At 57.9% G+C, this 15,663-nt stretch carries 23 protein-coding genes and 2 pseudogenes; all 25 read left to right on the forward strand.

What is annotated here, in order from left to right:
* The 25 genes and pseudogenes from rpsC to AC0V6U_RS04450 all read left to right on the forward strand — a co-directional run bounded on the left by rpsC (position 1) and on the right by AC0V6U_RS04450 (position 15,629).
* Positions 1–702, forward strand: a complete 702-nt coding sequence (gene rpsC, locus AC0V6U_RS04330) for a 30S ribosomal protein S3 (protein WP_472644969.1) — start codon at positions 1–3, stop codon at positions 700–702.
* A 9-nt stretch (positions 703–711) separates the two neighbouring features.
* The gene (gene rplP / locus AC0V6U_RS04335) at positions 712–1,146 is read left to right on the forward strand and encodes a 50S ribosomal protein L16 (protein WP_472644970.1); all 435 of its coding nucleotides are present in this window, start codon (positions 712–714) and stop codon (positions 1,144–1,146) included.
* Positions 1,143–1,364 carry a 50S ribosomal protein L29 gene (gene rpmC / locus AC0V6U_RS04340; RefSeq protein WP_472644971.1) on the forward strand — a complete coding sequence of 74 codons (222 nt, stop codon included), beginning with the start codon at positions 1,143–1,145 and terminating at the stop codon, positions 1,362–1,364. The genes rplP and rpmC overlap by 4 nt, the downstream gene beginning before the upstream one ends.
* 10 nt (positions 1,365–1,374) lie before the next feature.
* On the forward strand, positions 1,375–1,665 hold the full coding sequence (gene rpsQ / locus AC0V6U_RS04345) for a 30S ribosomal protein S17 (protein ID WP_472638991.1): 291 nt from the start codon (positions 1,375–1,377) through the stop codon (positions 1,663–1,665).
* Between the two features lie 83 nt (positions 1,666–1,748).
* The gene (gene rplN / locus AC0V6U_RS04350; protein WP_472644972.1) at positions 1,749–2,117 is read left to right on the forward strand and encodes a 50S ribosomal protein L14; all 369 of its coding nucleotides are present in this window, start codon (positions 1,749–1,751) and stop codon (positions 2,115–2,117) included.
* Entirely contained in the window at positions 2,117–2,437 is a 321-nt protein-coding gene (gene rplX / locus AC0V6U_RS04355) for a 50S ribosomal protein L24 (protein WP_472644974.1), read from the forward strand. Before rplN ends, rplX begins: the two co-directional genes overlap by 1 nt.
* On the forward strand, positions 2,430–3,017 hold the full coding sequence (gene rplE / locus AC0V6U_RS04360) for a 50S ribosomal protein L5 (RefSeq protein ID WP_472644975.1): 588 nt from the start codon (positions 2,430–2,432) through the stop codon (positions 3,015–3,017). Before rplX ends, rplE begins: the two co-directional genes overlap by 8 nt.
* Before the next feature lie 40 nt (positions 3,018–3,057).
* Positions 3,058–3,363: a 30S ribosomal protein S14 gene (gene rpsN, locus AC0V6U_RS04365; protein ID WP_472638988.1), complete on the forward strand. Its 306-nt coding sequence runs from the start codon at positions 3,058–3,060 to the stop codon at positions 3,361–3,363.
* An 11-nt stretch (positions 3,364–3,374) separates the two neighbouring features.
* A complete protein-coding gene (gene rpsH / locus AC0V6U_RS04370; RefSeq protein ID WP_472644976.1) occupies positions 3,375–3,770 on the forward strand; it encodes a 30S ribosomal protein S8 in 396 nt (131 codons plus the stop codon).
* The gene (gene rplF / locus AC0V6U_RS04375; protein WP_472644977.1) at positions 3,770–4,303 is read left to right on the forward strand and encodes a 50S ribosomal protein L6; all 534 of its coding nucleotides are present in this window, start codon (positions 3,770–3,772) and stop codon (positions 4,301–4,303) included. Before rpsH ends, rplF begins: the two co-directional genes overlap by 1 nt.
* A gap of 1 nt (position 4,304) precedes the next feature.
* On the forward strand, positions 4,305–4,649 hold the full coding sequence (rplR, locus tag AC0V6U_RS04380; RefSeq protein ID WP_472638986.1) for a 50S ribosomal protein L18: 345 nt from the start codon (positions 4,305–4,307) through the stop codon (positions 4,647–4,649).
* Positions 4,649–5,455 (forward strand): 30S ribosomal protein S5, encoded by an 807-nt coding sequence (gene rpsE, locus AC0V6U_RS04385; protein WP_472644978.1) that lies wholly within the window; start codon positions 4,649–4,651, stop codon positions 5,453–5,455. Before rplR ends, rpsE begins: the two co-directional genes overlap by 1 nt.
* A gap of 5 nt (positions 5,456–5,460) precedes the next feature.
* Positions 5,461–5,646 (forward strand): 50S ribosomal protein L30, encoded by a 186-nt coding sequence (gene rpmD, locus AC0V6U_RS04390; protein ID WP_472644979.1) that lies wholly within the window; start codon positions 5,461–5,463, stop codon positions 5,644–5,646.
* Between the two features lie 141 nt (positions 5,647–5,787).
* Entirely contained in the window at positions 5,788–6,300 is a 513-nt protein-coding gene (gene rplO / locus AC0V6U_RS04395) for a 50S ribosomal protein L15 (protein ID WP_472644980.1), read from the forward strand.
* 165 nt (positions 6,301–6,465) lie between these two features.
* On the forward strand, positions 6,466–7,827 hold the full coding sequence (gene secY, locus AC0V6U_RS04400) for a preprotein translocase subunit SecY (RefSeq protein ID WP_472644981.1): 1,362 nt from the start codon (positions 6,466–6,468) through the stop codon (positions 7,825–7,827).
* A 30-nt stretch (positions 7,828–7,857) separates the two neighbouring features.
* Positions 7,858–8,503, forward strand: a pseudogene (locus AC0V6U_RS04405) (adenylate kinase).
* A 98-nt stretch (positions 8,504–8,601) separates the two neighbouring features.
* Complete coding sequence (locus tag AC0V6U_RS04410) at positions 8,602–9,315, forward strand: SRPBCC family protein (protein WP_472644982.1); 714 nt, start codon at positions 8,602–8,604, stop codon at positions 9,313–9,315.
* A gap of 53 nt (positions 9,316–9,368) precedes the next feature.
* Entirely contained in the window at positions 9,369–9,506 is a 138-nt protein-coding gene (locus AC0V6U_RS04415; RefSeq protein ID WP_472644983.1) for a hypothetical protein, read from the forward strand.
* A 198-nt stretch (positions 9,507–9,704) separates the two neighbouring features.
* Positions 9,705–10,070: pseudogene (gene rpsM / locus AC0V6U_RS04420) on the forward strand (30S ribosomal protein S13); the annotation flags it as partial.
* Positions 10,071–10,135: 65 nt separating this feature from the next.
* Positions 10,136–10,525 (forward strand): 30S ribosomal protein S11, encoded by a 390-nt coding sequence (gene rpsK / locus AC0V6U_RS04425; protein WP_472638980.1) that lies wholly within the window; start codon positions 10,136–10,138, stop codon positions 10,523–10,525.
* Positions 10,526–10,646: 121 nt separating this feature from the next.
* Positions 10,647–11,702 carry a DNA-directed RNA polymerase subunit alpha gene (locus AC0V6U_RS04430; RefSeq protein ID WP_472644984.1) on the forward strand — a complete coding sequence of 352 codons (1,056 nt, stop codon included), beginning with the start codon at positions 10,647–10,649 and terminating at the stop codon, positions 11,700–11,702.
* Positions 11,703–11,854: 152 nt separating this feature from the next.
* Complete coding sequence (rplQ, locus tag AC0V6U_RS04435) at positions 11,855–12,283, forward strand: 50S ribosomal protein L17 (protein WP_472644985.1); 429 nt, start codon at positions 11,855–11,857, stop codon at positions 12,281–12,283.
* Between the two features lie 214 nt (positions 12,284–12,497).
* A complete protein-coding gene (locus AC0V6U_RS04440) occupies positions 12,498–13,808 on the forward strand; it encodes a serine hydrolase domain-containing protein (protein WP_472644986.1) in 1,311 nt (436 codons plus the stop codon).
* A 317-nt stretch (positions 13,809–14,125) separates the two neighbouring features.
* The gene (locus AC0V6U_RS04445; RefSeq protein ID WP_472644987.1) at positions 14,126–14,677 is read left to right on the forward strand and encodes a hypothetical protein; all 552 of its coding nucleotides are present in this window, start codon (positions 14,126–14,128) and stop codon (positions 14,675–14,677) included.
* A gap of 133 nt (positions 14,678–14,810) precedes the next feature.
* Positions 14,811–15,629, forward strand: a complete 819-nt coding sequence (locus AC0V6U_RS04450; protein WP_472644988.1) for a hypothetical protein — start codon at positions 14,811–14,813, stop codon at positions 15,627–15,629.
* Positions 15,630–15,663: the final 34 nt, after the last annotated feature.

Below are 15,663 nucleotides of genomic sequence, written 5' to 3' on the forward strand. Positions count from 1 at the left end.
ATGGGTCAGAAGAGTAATCCGATCGGTCTGCGTCTGCAGATCAACCGTACTTGGGACAGCCGTTGGTACGCCGAAGGGCGTGACTATGCGAGCCTGCTCAAGGAAGACATTGAGATCCGCAAGTTCATCATCAAGTCGCTGCCACAAGCTGCGATTTCCAAAGTGGTGATCGAGCGTCCAGCCAAGCTTTGCCGCGTTTCGATCTACGCTGCCCGTCCCGGTGTTATCATCGGTAAGAAGGGTGCGGACATCGAGAAGCTGCGCGCCAAGCTGGCGACGATGACTTCGAGCGAAGTGAAGCTGAACATCGTTGAAATCCGCAAGCCGGAAATCGACGCGAAGCTCGTTGCTCAAGGCGTTGCTGATCAGCTCATTCGCCGTGTGGCTTTCCGCCGTGCGATGAAGCGCGCCGTTCAGTCCGCTCTGCGTCTCGGCGCAGAAGGCATCAAGATCACATGTGGTGGCCGTTTGGGCGGTGCAGAGATTGCGCGCGTTGAATGGTACCGTGAAGGCCGTGTGCCGCTGCACACACTGCGCGCCAACATCGATTATGCCGAAACCGAAGCGCTGACCGCTTACGGGATCATCGGCATCAAGTGCTGGATCTTCAAAGGCGAGATCCTCGCTCATGATCCAACTGCGCAGGATCGCCTGATGATGGAAGCTCAGACTTCCGGCGTCCGGCTAAGCTCGCTGAGGTAGGTAGAGACAATGCTGCAACCGAAGAAAACCAAGTATCGCAAGGCCTTTAAGGGCAAGATCAAAGGCGACGCCAAGGGCGGCACGACTTTGAACTTTGGCTCCTATGGTCTGAAGGCTCTCGAGCCTGAGCGGATCACCGCGCGTCAAATCGAAGCGGCTCGCCGTGCGATCACGCGTCACATGCGCCGTCAAGGTCGCCTCTGGATCCGTGTGTTCCCCGATGTGCCAGTGTCCAAGAAGCCTGCCGAAGTTCGTCAGGGTAAGGGCAAGGGCTCCGTTGAATTCTGGGCTGCTCGCGTGAAGCCGGGCCGGATCCTGTTTGAACTCGACGGTGTCCCAGGCAAGATCGCTGCTGAAGCGTTTGAGCGTGCGGCCATGAAGCTGCCAATCAAGACCAAGGTCGTTGCTCGTCTGGGCGACACCTCTCACCTGGGAGGCAAATGATGGCTAAAGGTAGTATCGCTGTCGAAGATCTTCGCACTAAGACTGACGATCAACTCTCCGCTGAGCTCACCGAGCTGAAGCGTGAGCAGTACAATCTGCGGTTCCAGGCTGCGACCAACCAGCTCGAAGCTCCAGCTCGGATCAGGCAAGTGCGCCGCACGATTGCTCAGATCAAGACGCTGCAGAACGAGCGCGCAGCAGCCGCTGCGAAGGCTTAAGGAGTAGACAATGCCAAAACGTATTCTGATCGGCTCTGTCACCTCCGACAAGACCGACAAGACCGTGACCGTGAAGGTCGAACGCAAGGTGAAGCACCCGCTCTACGGGAAGATCATCCGTCGTTCGAAGAAGTATCACGCTCACGACGAAAAGAACGAATTTGCCGTTGGTGATGTTGTGCGGATCGAGGAGACGAAACCAATCTCCAAGACCAAGACCTGGATCGTAAAAGACCGGGTTACCGCAGGCGGAACCCAAGCGGTCGAAGCTGATCTCGATGTCGAGGCAGCCGGTAACTGATTGAATTGATCCTCGCCTTGGCGAGGACACGCGTAGGAACTGCCGGACTGGTTTCGGCAAGCCAATGAGAAGGAAACGGATCAATGATCCAGATGCAATCCAATCTCGACGTCGCGGACAACAGCGGCGCAAAGCGCGTCCAGTGCATTAAAGTGCTGGGCGGGTCTAAGCGCCGGTTTGCCTCCGTGGGCGACGTGATCGTGGTTTCCGTGAAGGAAGCTCAGCCACGCGCTAAGGTGAAGAAGGGCGATGTTCATCGCGCTGTCATCGTGCGCACGAGGAAGGACGTTCGTCGTGCTGACGGAAGCGTGATCCGCTTCGACAGCAACGCCGCTGTTCTTGTTAACAAGAGCGAAGAGCCAATCGGCACTCGTATCTTTGGCCCAGTGGTCCGCGAACTTCGCGGCCGCGGGTTCATGAAGATCATCAGCCTTGCGCCGGAGGTGCTCTAATGGCCGCTGCTAAGATCAAGAAGGGCGACAGCGTCGTCGTGCTTTCGGGCAAGGATAAGGGCCGCACCGGCACTGTCCAAAAGGTCATGCCAAAAGATGGCAAGGTCGTTGTCGAAGGCATCAACGTGGCTGCCCGCCACCGCAAACCAAGCCAGCAAAACCCGCAGGGTGGCATCGATCGCTTCGAAGCGCCGATGAACATCTCAAAGGTTGCTTTGGCTGATCCTAAGGATGGCAAGCCAACCCGCGTCCGTTTTGAAGAAAAGGACGGCAAGAAGGTTCGCGTTGCTGTGAAGAGTGGAGAGACCATCGATGGCTGATGCATACGCTCCGCGCCTGAAGGCGAAGTATGACGAGCAGATCGTCAAAGCGATGACCGAGAAGTTCGGTTATAAGAACCGTCTTGAAGTTCCGAAGGTCGCAAAGATCACACTCAACATGGGTGTGGGCGAGGCGAGCCAGGACAAAAAGAAAGTTCAAATCGCAGCTGAAGAAATGACCCTGATCGTCGGCCAAAAGCCAGTGATCACCAAGGCGAAGAAATCAATCGCTCAGTTTAAACTGCGCGAAGGCATGCCAATCGGTTGCAAGGTAACTCTGCGCCGTGACCGCATGTATGAATTCCTCGACCGTCTGGTAACTGTTGCAATGCCACGCATCCGCGACTTTCGCGGGCTGAACGCTAAGTCGTTCGACGGCCGCGGCAATTACGCAATGGGCCTCAAGGAGCAAATCGTGTTCCCTGAGATCAGCTACGACAAGATCGATAAGGTGCGCGGCATGGATATCATTGTCACCACCACCGCAAAGACTGACGAGGAGGCACGCGAATTGCTGCGCCTGCTCGGCTTCCCTTTCCAGGGTGAAGCCAATCCGTCTGAAGAAAAGGCCGCAGCGTGAGCTGCGTGTCGCAACGACTAGAGAAGAGAGCTTAAGTCCAATGGCGAAACTGAGTTCGATCAATAAGAATGAGCGTCGTAAGAAGCTCGTTAAGAAGTACGCAGACAAGTACGCTAAGCTGAAGGCGATTTCGAAGGACACTTCACTCGACGAGAGTGAACGCCTGGTAGCGCGCCTGAAGATGGCGGAACTCCCGCGCAATGGGAACCCAACACGGGTTCGCAATCGCTGCGCGACCACCGGCCGCCCACGCGGCTACTACCGCAAGTTCGGCATCAACCGCATTGAATTGCGGAATCTTGGTAACAAGGGTCTGATCCCTGGCCTTACCAAGTCGAGCTGGTGAGGAACTGATAGATGGCTATGACCGATCCATTGGGTGATATGCTCACCCGCATCCGCAACGGACAGCAAGCGAAGAAGGATTCCGTCCTTTCGCCAGCTTCTAAGCTGCGTGCAAACGTTCTCGAAGTGCTTCAGCGCGAAGGCTACATCCGTGGCTACAGCGAAGACACCACGGGCAAGCACCCAGCGCTGCGGATTGAGCTGAAATATTTCGAAGGCGAGCCTGCTATCAAGCACGTAAGCCGCGTCTCTAAGCCTGGCCGCCGCGTCTATTCGGGTTCGAAAGAACTTCCGACTGTTCGCAACGGTCTTGGTATCACCATCGTCTCGACACCGCGCGGTGTGCTTTCGGATAACGAAGCACGCGATAGCAACGTCGGCGGCGAAGTGCTGGCGGAGGTGTTCTGATGAGCCGTATTGGCAAAAAAGCTGTCGCCATCCCTAGTGGGGTGACCGCCAGCATTGAGAACGGCACGCTGAGCGTGAAGGGGCCTAAGGGCACTCTCACGATGGGCCTGTCTGACCACATTAGCTACACGGTCGAAGGTGACGAGATTCAGGTTAAGCCTGCGAACGACACCAAATTGGCTCGCTCGTTCTGGGGTATGCACCGTACATTGGTGTCTAACCTGGTAGAGGGTGTCACCGAAGGCTTCACCAAGACGCTTGAGATTTCAGGTGTTGGTTATCGTGCGAAGGCTCAGGGCAAGTCCCTGAAGCTGGAACTCGGCTTCAGTCACGATGTGAACATCGATGTGCCTGAAGGTCTCGAAGTGAAAACGCCTGATCAGACCACAGTCGAAATTTCCGGCATGGACAAGCAGGCCGTTGGCCAGCTTGCTGCTGAAATTCGCCAGTGGCGTAAGCCTGAGCCTTATAAGGGCAAGGGTATCAAGTATCGCGGCGAGTATGTCTTCCGCAAGGAAGGGAAGAAGAAGTAAGATGGCTAAGCTTTCCCTGTTTGAACGCCGCCGCCGCCGGGTGCGTACCGCACTGCGGACGCGTGCTGGCGATCGTCCTCGCTTGTCGGTGCACCGCACTGGTCGCCACATCTATGCTCAGATCATCAATGATGCTGATGGCCGCACTGTGGCTGCTGCATCTACTCTGGGCGGCAAGAAGTCTGGCGCAAATGTCGATGCCGCTGCTCAAGTGGGCAAGGATATCGCCGCTGCCGCCAAGAAGGCTGGCGTGACCACTGTCGTGTTTGATCGCGGCGGGTTCCTGTTTCATGGCCGCGTGAAAGCGCTGGCCGATGCCGCTCGCGAAGGCGGGCTGGAGTTCTGATGATGGCTGACGACAAGAAAACTGAAGCGCCTGCTGAAGAGGCTAAGACCGAAGAAACTGCAGCACCTACAGCGGAAGCGGCTCCGGCTGCTGAAGAAGCGGCTGCTCCGGCAGAAGCGGCTCCAGCTGAAGCGCCTGCAGAAGCTCCGGCAAAAACCGATGCTCCTCAACAACGTGAAGGCCGCGGACGCGGCCGTGGCGGCGACAATCGCGGCGGTGGCCGTGGTCGCGGTGGCCGTGACAATCGTCGCGGTAAGCGTGAAGAGGAAGACGATGGCATCATCGAGAAGCTGGTGCACATCAACCGCGTCTCTAAAACGGTGAAGGGTGGTAAGCGCTTTGGCTTTGCTGCGCTCGTCGTTGTTGGTGACGGCGCGGGCCGCGTTGGCTTTGGCCACGGTAAGGCTCGCGAAGTTCCAGAGGCGATCACCAAAGCAACCGCAGCCGCTCGTAAGAAGATGGTTCGCGTTCCGCTTAAAGAAGGCCGCACTCTGCACCATGACGCCAAGGGCCGTTTCGGCGCTGGTAAGGTGACCGTGCGTACAGCGCCTCCGGGTACCGGCATCATTGCTGGTGGTCCGATGCGTGCCGTCTTTGAAAGCCTGGGCGTTGCAGACGTTGTGACCAAATCGGTCGGTTCGTCCAACCCCTATAACATGATCCGCGCTACTTTCGACGCGCTGACCAACCAGACTTCGCCGAAGTCTGTCGCTCAGCGCCGGGGCAAGAAGGTCGCTGACCTTTTGGGCCGTGGTGGTTCAAGCGAGGTGGAAGCAGAAGCTGAAGCCGCGGCGATTGTGGAGTAAGACCAATGGCTGCTAAGAAAACTATCAAGATCAAGCAGATCGGTTCGCCGATCCGTCGCCCAGAAAGTCAGCGTAAGATCCTGATCGGCCTGGGCCTCAACAAGATGCACAAAGTTGTCGAGCGTCAGGATACCCCTGAAGTTCGCGGCGCGGTCGCAAAGATCCCGCATCTGGTTGAAGTGGTTGACTAAATAGATTTGTGGCGGGGAGAGGTTCGCTCTCCCTCGTCATCCCAGCGAAGGCTGGGATCTAGGGCGATCAGCGCGAGCGCCCTTTGGCATAGCGAAACTAGGCCCCTGCTTTCGCAGGGGTAAACTACAGCGAGTGCACACATGAAACTCAATGATATCCGTGACAATGAAGGCGCCCGTAAAGGACGCATGCGCAAGGGCCGTGGAATCGGTTCTGGCAAAGGCAAAACCGCAGCCCGCGGTCAGAAGGGCCAAAAGAGCCGTTCCGGCGTAGCGATTAAGGGCTTTGAAGGCGGCCAAATGCCGCTTCACATGCGCCTGCCAAAGCGCGGCTTCAACAACCCGTTCGGCAAAGACTTTGCAGAGATCAACATTGGCATGGTCCAAAAGTTCATCGATGCGAAGAAGCTCGACGGCAAGAAAGCCGTGGACGAAGCGGCTCTGCGTGAAGCAGGCCTGGTTCGCGGCGGCAAAGACGGTGTTCGTTTGCTCGGGAAGGGCGAATTGAAAGCCAAGGTCAAATTCGTCGTTGCTGGTGCCTCTAAAGGCGCCATCGAAGCGGTTGAAAAGGCCGACGGCAGCGTCGAAGTCGTTGTCGTAAAGAAGCCTTCGGGCAAGCCGAACCCTGAAAAAGCGGCGGCAAAAAGCAAATAATGCGGGTATTGGTGAGCGAGGGGTTCGACATTCGGCTCCTCGCTCCCTATCTAATCCTTCGTGCATAGACCGGTGAGGGCCGGTTGGTCTGTTTTACGGGCTTGCTGGACGGCAAGGACACCCAGGGACGGGCTATTAGCCAGACGCTAGGATCGATATTTAGACATGGCATCACGCGCCGATTCAATCGCGAGCAATATGAGCCTCGCCAATTTCTCCAAAGCCACGGAGTTGCGCCAGCGTATCTGGTTCACCATCGGTGCGCTTATTGTCTTCCGCTTTTTGAGCTTTGTTCCGCTGCCCGGGGTCAATCCGCTGATCTTGGAAACGCTGTATGACCAAACGCGCGGCGGCATTCTTGACCTTTTTAACACATTTTCAGGCGGCAGCCTGGAGCGGATGAGCCTCATCGCGCTCGGCGTTATGCCGTACATCACCGCCTCGATCGTCGTGCAGATGGCCTCGGCCTTGCACCCAACGCTCGCGGCGCTGAAAAAAGAGGGCGCAACCGGGCGCCAGAAACTCAACCAATACACCCGCTATGGCACAGTGTTCCTATGCGTTATTCAGGGTTGGTTCCTGGCCGCAGGGCTTGAGAGCTTCGGCGCGCAAAGCGGTCTGCAAGCGGTCGTCAATCCGGGCTATATGTTCCGTGTTGGCGCGGTCATCAGCCTCGTTGGCGGCACTATGTTCCTGCTGTGGCTGGGTGAGCAAATCACCTCGCGCGGCATTGGTAACGGCGTCTCGCTGATCATTATGGCGGGCATTGTCGCGCAGTTCCCGACATTCGTCTCTAACCTGTTTGAGGGCGGCCGCACCGGTTCGATCTCGCTTGGCCTGATCGTGGGCTTCGCAATCATGGTTGTGGTGTTGATCCTGGTGATCTCCTTTGTGGAGCGGGCTCAGCGGCGATTGCTGATCCAATATCCTAAGCGCGCCACGCAAAATGGCGTGATGCAGGCGGATCGCTCGCACTTGCCGCTTAAGCTCAACACCGCCGGTGTTATTCCGCCAATCTTCGCAAGCTCGCTGTTGCTGCTGCCGCTGACGATCACTCAGTTCGCTGGCGCGCCAACGGGCGAAGAAGGCGCAGGCGGCTTTGCGCAGAGCTTGCTCTTCTACCTCCAGCCAGGCGAGTGGATTTACCTCACGCTCTATGCGCTGGGCATCATCTTCTTCTGCTTCTTCTACACTGCGGTTGTGTTCAACCCGGAAGAGACGGCGGACAATCTGAAGAAGAACGGCGGCTTCATTCCGGGCATTCGTCCGGGTAAGCGGACGGCGGACTATCTCGAATATGTCCTGACCCGCATCACTGTGGTCGGCGCGCTCTATCTTGCGATTGTCTGTGTGCTGCCGGAATATGTCATTCGCCAGACTGGCCTGCCGCTGTTCCTTGGCGGTACCAGCCTGCTGATTGTGGTGAACGTCACAGTCGATACGATCAGCCAAGTGCAGTCGCATTTGCTGGCGCACCAATATGGCGACCTGATCAAAAAGGCGAAACTTAAGGGCCGTAAGCGCTAATTGGCGCGCGAGCATCTGGGGGATTTTGCGATGAACATCATTCTTCTTGGCCCTCCGGGTGCCGGTAAGGGCACGCAAAGTGCCGGACTAGTAGAGCGGCACGCGATGGTGCAGCTTTCCACTGGCGACATGCTGCGCGCTGCGGTGAAGGCTCAAACGCCTGTTGGTCTAAAGGCCAAGGCTGTGATGGACGCTGGCGAGCTCGTGTCTGACGAGATCGTTGCTGATCTGATCGATGCTGAACTGGCGGCGATGGACGCTGGCACGGGCGCTATTTTCGATGGCTATCCGCGCACGGCATCACAGGCAGAAACGCTCGATGGAATTCTCAGCAAACATGGCCGCACTCTTGATCACGTGATTGAGCTGGGCGTCGATATTGATGCTCTGGTCGAACGGATCACCGGCCGTTTCAGCTGCGCGAATTGCGGCGCTCTCTATCATGACACGGCGAACCCGCTCGGCATCTGAGGGTGTGTGTGACAGCTGCGGCCACACAGAATTCAAACGCCGCCCAGACGACAATGAAGAAACCGTCCGCACCCGGATGGCGGTCTATCGCGGTGAAACCGCGCCGATCCTGCCGGGCTATGAAGCGCGCGGCATCGTGACGCGAGTGGACGGCATGGCGGGCATCACCGATGTCGCCAATGCGATTGACGCGGTCCTCGCTTAAGCGGGCAATTGGCGGGGCAGGGGACGAACTCTGCTCTTTCACACATTATCGGCATCGCCTAAACCGCTCCGCATAGAGATGCGAAGAGGACGATTGTGATGCGTGTAGTTTTGGCTGGTTTGGCGGCATTGTTGGCGGCTCAGCCGGTTGCTGCCGAAGTGATTGCGACCAGTGAGAATGGCTTTGTGACCCGCGACGAAGCAGTCGTGGAAGCCAATCCCAAGGCGGTTTGGCTGGCCCTGATTTCGCCCGCGCGCTGGTGGAATTCTTCGCACACATGGTCTGGCGATTCTGCGAACCTCACCATCACTCCGCAGGCGGGTGGATGTTTTTGCGAGCGTATTCCTGAAGATCCTGACCCTGAGAAGATTACGCTGGAGGGCAGTGTCGAGCACATGCGGGTGATCCAGGCCTATCCAGAGCGCGCGCTGAGAATGCAGGGCGCACTGGGGCCGCTGCAAAGTGAGCCAGTCACCGGCATTCTGACCGTAGCGATCAGCGAGGTCGAGGAAGGCACCAAGATCGTCTGGGAATACAATGTCGGCGGCTCCATGCGCTATAAGATTGGCGAGATCTCCGCAGCTGTTGGCGGGGTGATGACCCAGCAATTGTCTGGCCTTGCGCAAAGTCTGGGCATGGTCTCCGGTCCGGCAACCGCCAGCGACGATGCTGATGACGCAAGCGGCGAGGAAGAGAGCGCGGACGAAGGTGCTGAAGAGCGCCCAGAAGGCCCAGCAGATGAGGCGGACGAGGGCGCCAGCGCAATTGGCGATGACTTCCTCGATGGCGTCGAAAGCACAAACGAAGGCTAGTTTTCCGCAGGCTGTTGGGCCCTGTTTTGACCTTGCGCCCGCGGCGCGCTAAAATGCAAAGCATCACAAGTGAGCAAAGCGGGCATACCCCGCGCAATTTTGCCGCTAAACTGTTCCACCGGACGAACTATTTCGTCCGATTGTCGCGCTATGATTTGCTAGCGGTTGACGCGCTGCGCGAATCGTCTTAAGCGCGCCCTTCATTCGAGATTTTCGAACCGAGTCCGGCAGGTAGCCTTATTGATTGGATGCCAACCGGGCTTTTTGCCGTTTAAGCGGTTTTGGCATTTGTCAGATCGGCTGAACGGCGGCGGAAGTCTTAAGTGAAGCGTTGAGATAGGGGTGGGTTGCATGTCGCGCTCATGTCCCTGTGGAGCATGGAGAATTAAGTGGCTCGTATTGCTGGGGTGAACATCCCTACAAATAAGCGTGTTATTATCGCGCTTACCTATATTCACGGCATTGGTCGCACGACCGCCGTGAAAATCGCTGACAAGCTTGGCATTGATCACTCTGCACGCGTGCAAGATCTTTCTGATGAGGAAGTTCTGCGTATTCGTGAGACGATTGACGCTGATCACACCGTCGAAGGCGACCTGCGTCGCAATACCGCGATGAACATTAAGCGCCTGATGGACCTTCGGTCTTATCGCGGCCTGCGTCATCGTAATGGATTGCCTGTGCGCGGTCAGCGCACTCACACCAACGCCCGCACCCGTAAGGGTAAGGCCAAGCCGATCGTGCGGCAAGAAGAAGTAAGCCTTGCTTGGATCTTCCCAAGCGAGCTTTTACCTTCTGACGAGTTAAAGGATTTAGCCAAATGGCACGCGAACCAGGTCGGGTTAAAAAACGCGACAAAAAGAATATCAGCAGCGGCGTTGCTCACATCAACGCCAGCTTCAACAACACGATGATCACCATCACCGATGCACAGGGCAATGCGATCAGCTGGTCCAGTGCCGGCATGATGGGCTTCAAAGGCAGCCGTAAATCGACGCCTTATGCAGCCCAGGTTGCCGCCGATGATGCCGGCAAGAAAGCCGCTGAGCATGGTGTTCGCACTTTGGAAGTCGAAGTGAAGGGCCCAGGCTCTGGTCGTGAGAGCGCATTGCGCGGTCTTGCCGCTGTCGGCTTCAACATCACATCTATCCGCGATGTGACGCCAATCCCGCACAACGGCGTTCGTCCGTCTAAGCGGCGCCGCGTCTAAACCGTCCCAGTTCGGTGGCCCTGGTGGCCATCGCAACAATCCGGCGGCCAAAGCGCAGTTCGCGAAAGCGCCAAGGCCCGCCGACAATTTGAACCGCTGCATAGCGAATTAGGGGAAATCCATGTCCGTCAATACGAAGAACTGGCAGGAACTTAAGAAACCCAACGCTCTCGAAATCAAGGAAGGCGGCGATAAGTCTCGCAAGACGACATTCGTTGCTGAGCCGCTTGAGCGCGGCTTTGGTCTGACACTCGGTAATGCGTTGCGCCGGGTACTGTTGTCCTCATTGCAGGGCGCAGCGATCACCTCAATCAAGATTGAAAACGTACTGCACGAATTCTCGTCGCTCGCCGGTGTGCGTGAAGACGTGACCGACATCGTGCTGAATGCAAAGCAAATCTCTTTGAAGATGGAAGGCGAAGGCGCGAAGCGCCTGCAGCTTTCCGCGACCGGTCCAGCTGAAGTCACCGCCGGTGACATCGCTGTGTCTGGCGACATCGAAGTGATGAATAAGGACCTAGTCCTGTGTCACTTGGACGAAGGCGCGACGCTCAACATGGAGCTGACCGCTGACGTGGGCAAAGGCTACACGCCTGCTGTTCAGAACCGTCCGATTGATGCGCCGATTGGCCTGATCCCGATTGACTCGCTTTACTCGCCAGTCCGTCAGGTCAGCTACAAGGTTGAAAACGCCCGCGTCGGTCAAGAGCTTGACTATGACAAGCTCAGCCTCACGGTCGAGACCGATGGCACTGTGACCCCAGAAGATGCCGTGGCCTATGCTGCTCGCATTCTTCAGGATCAGCTGACCCTGTTCGTCCACTTTGAAGATGGCATTCCGCAGCCGCAAAGCGCGATGATCGGCCAAGCCGCTCAGCCGCAAGAAGACGATGCGAACCAGCTCAACCGTTACCTTCTCAAGAAGGTCGACGAGCTGGAACTGTCGGTCCGCTCTGCCAACTGCCTCAAAAACGACAACATCATCTATATCGGCGATCTGGTTCAAAAGACCGAAGCCGAGATGCTGCGCACGCCAAACTTTGGCCGCAAGTCGCTTAATGAGATCAAGGAAGTTCTCTCCAGCATGGGTCTGCGCCTCGGCATGGACATCCCGGGCTGGCCACCAGAGAACATCGAAGAAATGGCCAAGAAGCTCGAACAAGAGCTGCTGGGTTAAAAATTGCGTGAATCCCCGCGAAGGCGGGGACCTCTTGCAGTAGGAGACCCCCGCCTTCGCGGGGGTTCGCACAGGGCGAAGGTGACGGCCTGCAACGGTCACCAGCTTTGGGCTACCTGATACGGGCCCATATCGAACTGAAGGAAGATACAATGCGTCACGGAATTTCACAGCGTAAGCTGAGCCGTAAGTCGGGCCACCGCAAGGCTCTGTTCCGCAACATGGCAGCGGCTCTGATCAAGCACGAGCAGATCCAGACCACTCTGCCAAAGGCGAAAGAACTGCGCCCATATGTTGAGAAGCTGATCACGCTGGCAAAGCGTGGCGGCCTGTCAAACCGCCGTTTGGCTCAATCGCGTCTGCTGGACGAGACCCAGCTGAAGAAGCTGTTCGACGTTCTGGCTGAGCGTTACAGCGACCGTGATGGTGGCTACACCCGCGTGATCAAGGCTGGCTACCGCGCCAGCGATAGCGCGCAGCTCGCAATCATCGAATTGGTTGAGCGCGATCCGGAAGCCAAGGGCCAAGACAGCGGTCCGGTTATGTCTGACGAATATGACGAAGAAGAAGTCGCGGCGTAAGGCGCTTTTTCTTGGGGCTGCGCCACCCGCTCCCTCCACCCTTCCACCCGGATTGTAACCCGGCGTGATAATCCGGGTGGAAGGGTGGAGGGAGCGGGTGGCTCCGGCACGCAAACAAACGAAAGGGCTGGCGGAGCGATCCGCCGGCCCTTTTTGTTATGCGGCGGCGACTGGACGGCTTTTCTTTTGAGTCGCTGCGGCTAGTGTCAGAGCCATGAAGACCACACTCATTGCCGCCGCAGGTGCGGCTCTCGCTCTTTCGACCATTTCCAGTGCTCCAGCAGCCGCCCAATCGGCGCAGGAACGCTTGGATGCACGCTACGACCGCGCGCTTGCGGCGGGATACAAGGCGTTGATGCTGTGCAGCGGGATTGCGAACTCCGAACGCGTCGGCTCGGACCGTACGCCGGAGCAAATCCATGAGTGGGAATTGACGGGCATTCAGGCGCCGCTTGATGATATTATCCGCGATCTACCTTATAAGATTGTGCGGGGCGAACCGATTGAGTTTCGAAGCCCAAAGGCCGGGTTTGTTCGCCATGTCGAGGTGATTTGGGTCGACGATATGCCGCCTAGGATTGCCGAGTATCGCGGTAGAAATGGTTGTGCGGTTCTGCCCATAGGGACGAATCCTGGCACCTTGACGGACAAAACCATTCAAATGCGGCTCCGGCTACCTGTGCTTCCTCCACCTATCGTAGAATCGAGTGAGCGGCTTTCCGTGGCCTTGCGAGACAAGACGATGGACATCATCGAGCGCGACCACGCCAGGTTTCAGGAAACTGCGCAATTGGCCTTCAGTGACAAGTATGGTGCAGGCTCCCGCACCACGGCGGTCCTGATAAATCAGAACAAACGCATGCGCTTCGAAGGCTTTGCAGATGGCTATAGCCGCAACACGCCGCAGCGGACCTGGTCAGTGGCAAAGAGCATTGCCGCGACCTTTGTCGGTATGGCTGTCATGGACGACGCAGCGGATGCTGCTCAAAGTGCGGGGCTGGGAGAGGGCGAAGATGACCCTCGGTCTGCGATTACTATCGACCACGCGCTCCGCATGGCGACCGGACGCTATTCAGACACTGCAGGCAATCGCACCGACCCGCTTTACTGGGGCGGCACGACAGTGGATGAGCGCGCGCGCAATTGGCCGATTGTTCACAAGCCGGGAACGGTGTTTCGCTATGCGAACAATGATACGCTGATGGCGATTGAACCGATCCAGAAGTGGATCGACGACAAGAAACCTGATGAGCTCGCCGAGCAGCTCGGCATGTTTGATACGTCGATTGAGAGGGACTGGCAGGGAAATTATGTCCTTTCCAGCCAGGTCTGGGCATCCGGGGCAGATCTCATGTCCTTGGGCCAGCTATACCTCAACAATGGTGTGTGGAACGGCGAACGGCTGCTCCCTGAAAACTGGGTCGAATACGTCTCCACCCCGTCCGGCCCTCAACCGGAAGGCACCGACTGGGGATACGGCGCTGGTTGGTGGACGTTCCAGCTTACCAGAGGGCAATGCATTTGAGGGCATCCCTGACGACGCCTTTGCTGCGCGCGGCAATCGCGGGCAATATGTTGTCGTTGTGCCAAGCCGCAATGTCGTGATCGTGCGCCGGGGGGAGGATATGGTCGGCACGCGCTTTGATATTGCCGCTTTTACACGCGATGTGCTTGCCGCCTTGGATTGATCCACCGAGGGCAGAAAGTGCAATATTCAGATAAGTCGGCACAAACCTGAACAATCGCTGCAAAGGTCAGTCAGGCTTAGACAATAGCGAATCATCCATAAGGGGTTTGTAGCCGGGACACCCCCGTTTCGGCGCAACCCGAGGATGAGACCCTATGACGAAATTGACCAAGATGTTGGCCAAGGGCACGCTCGGGACCGTCGCCGCAGGTGCGATGGCCCTGGCAACAGCAGCTCCGGCGCAAGCGCGCGACTATGACAACAAAATTGATGCTGGCGATGTGATCGCCGGCGCACTGATCATCGGCGGGATCGCCGCAGTGGCAGGGGCCTTTGACAAGAAGGACCGTTACAAACAGCGCGATTACCGTGACCGCCGCTATCGCGGGGACCGGAGCCGTGGCTACAACAATGGCTACAACCACCGCGCCAGCTACAACCGCGGCAACCCGCGCCGCGCTGTCGAGCGCTGTGTCCGCACCGCAGAGCGTCAGGCACGCCGTTTCGGAGGCTTCCGCTACGCTGATGTGACCGACATTCGGGACGTTGAACGCACCCGCTATGGCTTTCGGGTTAAGGGCCGCATCGTGGTCGAAGGCGGACGCGGCTATGGCCGGGGTTACTCAGATCGGGGCAGGTTCACCTGCTTTGTAGAGCGCGGCAACCGTCCGCAGGTCAACTTCCGCAAAATTCGCGGACTGCGTTGATCGCCTGAAGATTGAATAACACGAACCTACCCACCGTATGGGCGGTTCAGGCAAGTGTAAGCCTGGGCCGCCTATACGCGTATCCAGATCAGAGCGATTGGTGGCACGCTCATCCGCAACAGGAGGGACCCCAATGGCCCATTTGAAATCACTTGGCGTGCTGGCCGGTATGGCCGCCGCAAGCGCACTGGCAGCAACGCCAGCGAGCGCCGCTGAACTGCCGAGCAGCCCAGCATCAACCAGTCTGACAAGCGGGGCGTTTTCCAGCGCTCCTGCGTTCGACCTTTTTACCCCAGAGGCAGAGACGGTGGAGCATCACCGCTATCGCCGGTATCGCGGCTATCGCCGTGGGTACCGCCGTCATCGCCGTGTTGGTGTGGGTGACCTTATTGCCGGAGCGGTGATTATCGGCGGGATCGCCGCGATTGCTAACTCGACTTCTCGCAAGAACGAACGCCGCAATCGCGACCGCGACTACGACCGCCGGGACCGTGACTATGACAACCGTGATCGCCGCCGGGGCGACAGCCGCTATGAAGGCGGCTCTGGCATCGACAACGCCGTCTCACGCTGTGTGAACCAGATTGAGCGCGATGTGCGGGTGGAAGGCGTGGATAGCGTTGACCGCACGGGCGAGGGCTGGCGTGTAACCGGCTCGCTCTACAATGGCGAACGTTTCACATGCCAGATCGGCAATGATGGCCGGGTCAGCAATGTTGACTTTGGCGGCGGTTTCTCCGGCGCTTCTGCAACGGACGCAGAAGACCGCCAGCTGAGCGATGATCGCTACACTGAGGCACGCCGCACGCGCGGCATGTCGGAGCCTGACGGCCGCTATCAAGCCACCGTGGTGCGCCCTACGCCAGAGAGCTCAGCCCAGCCTGCCTATCCGGGCGGACCATTGCCGGGTGAGACCTTTGACGAGCGCGTAGATGGCGACATCGGCGGCTAAGCCTGAGCCAGGCGGTTAAGGACTGAAATTCAAG

Source organism: Erythrobacter sp. W36, from assembly GCF_057364935.1.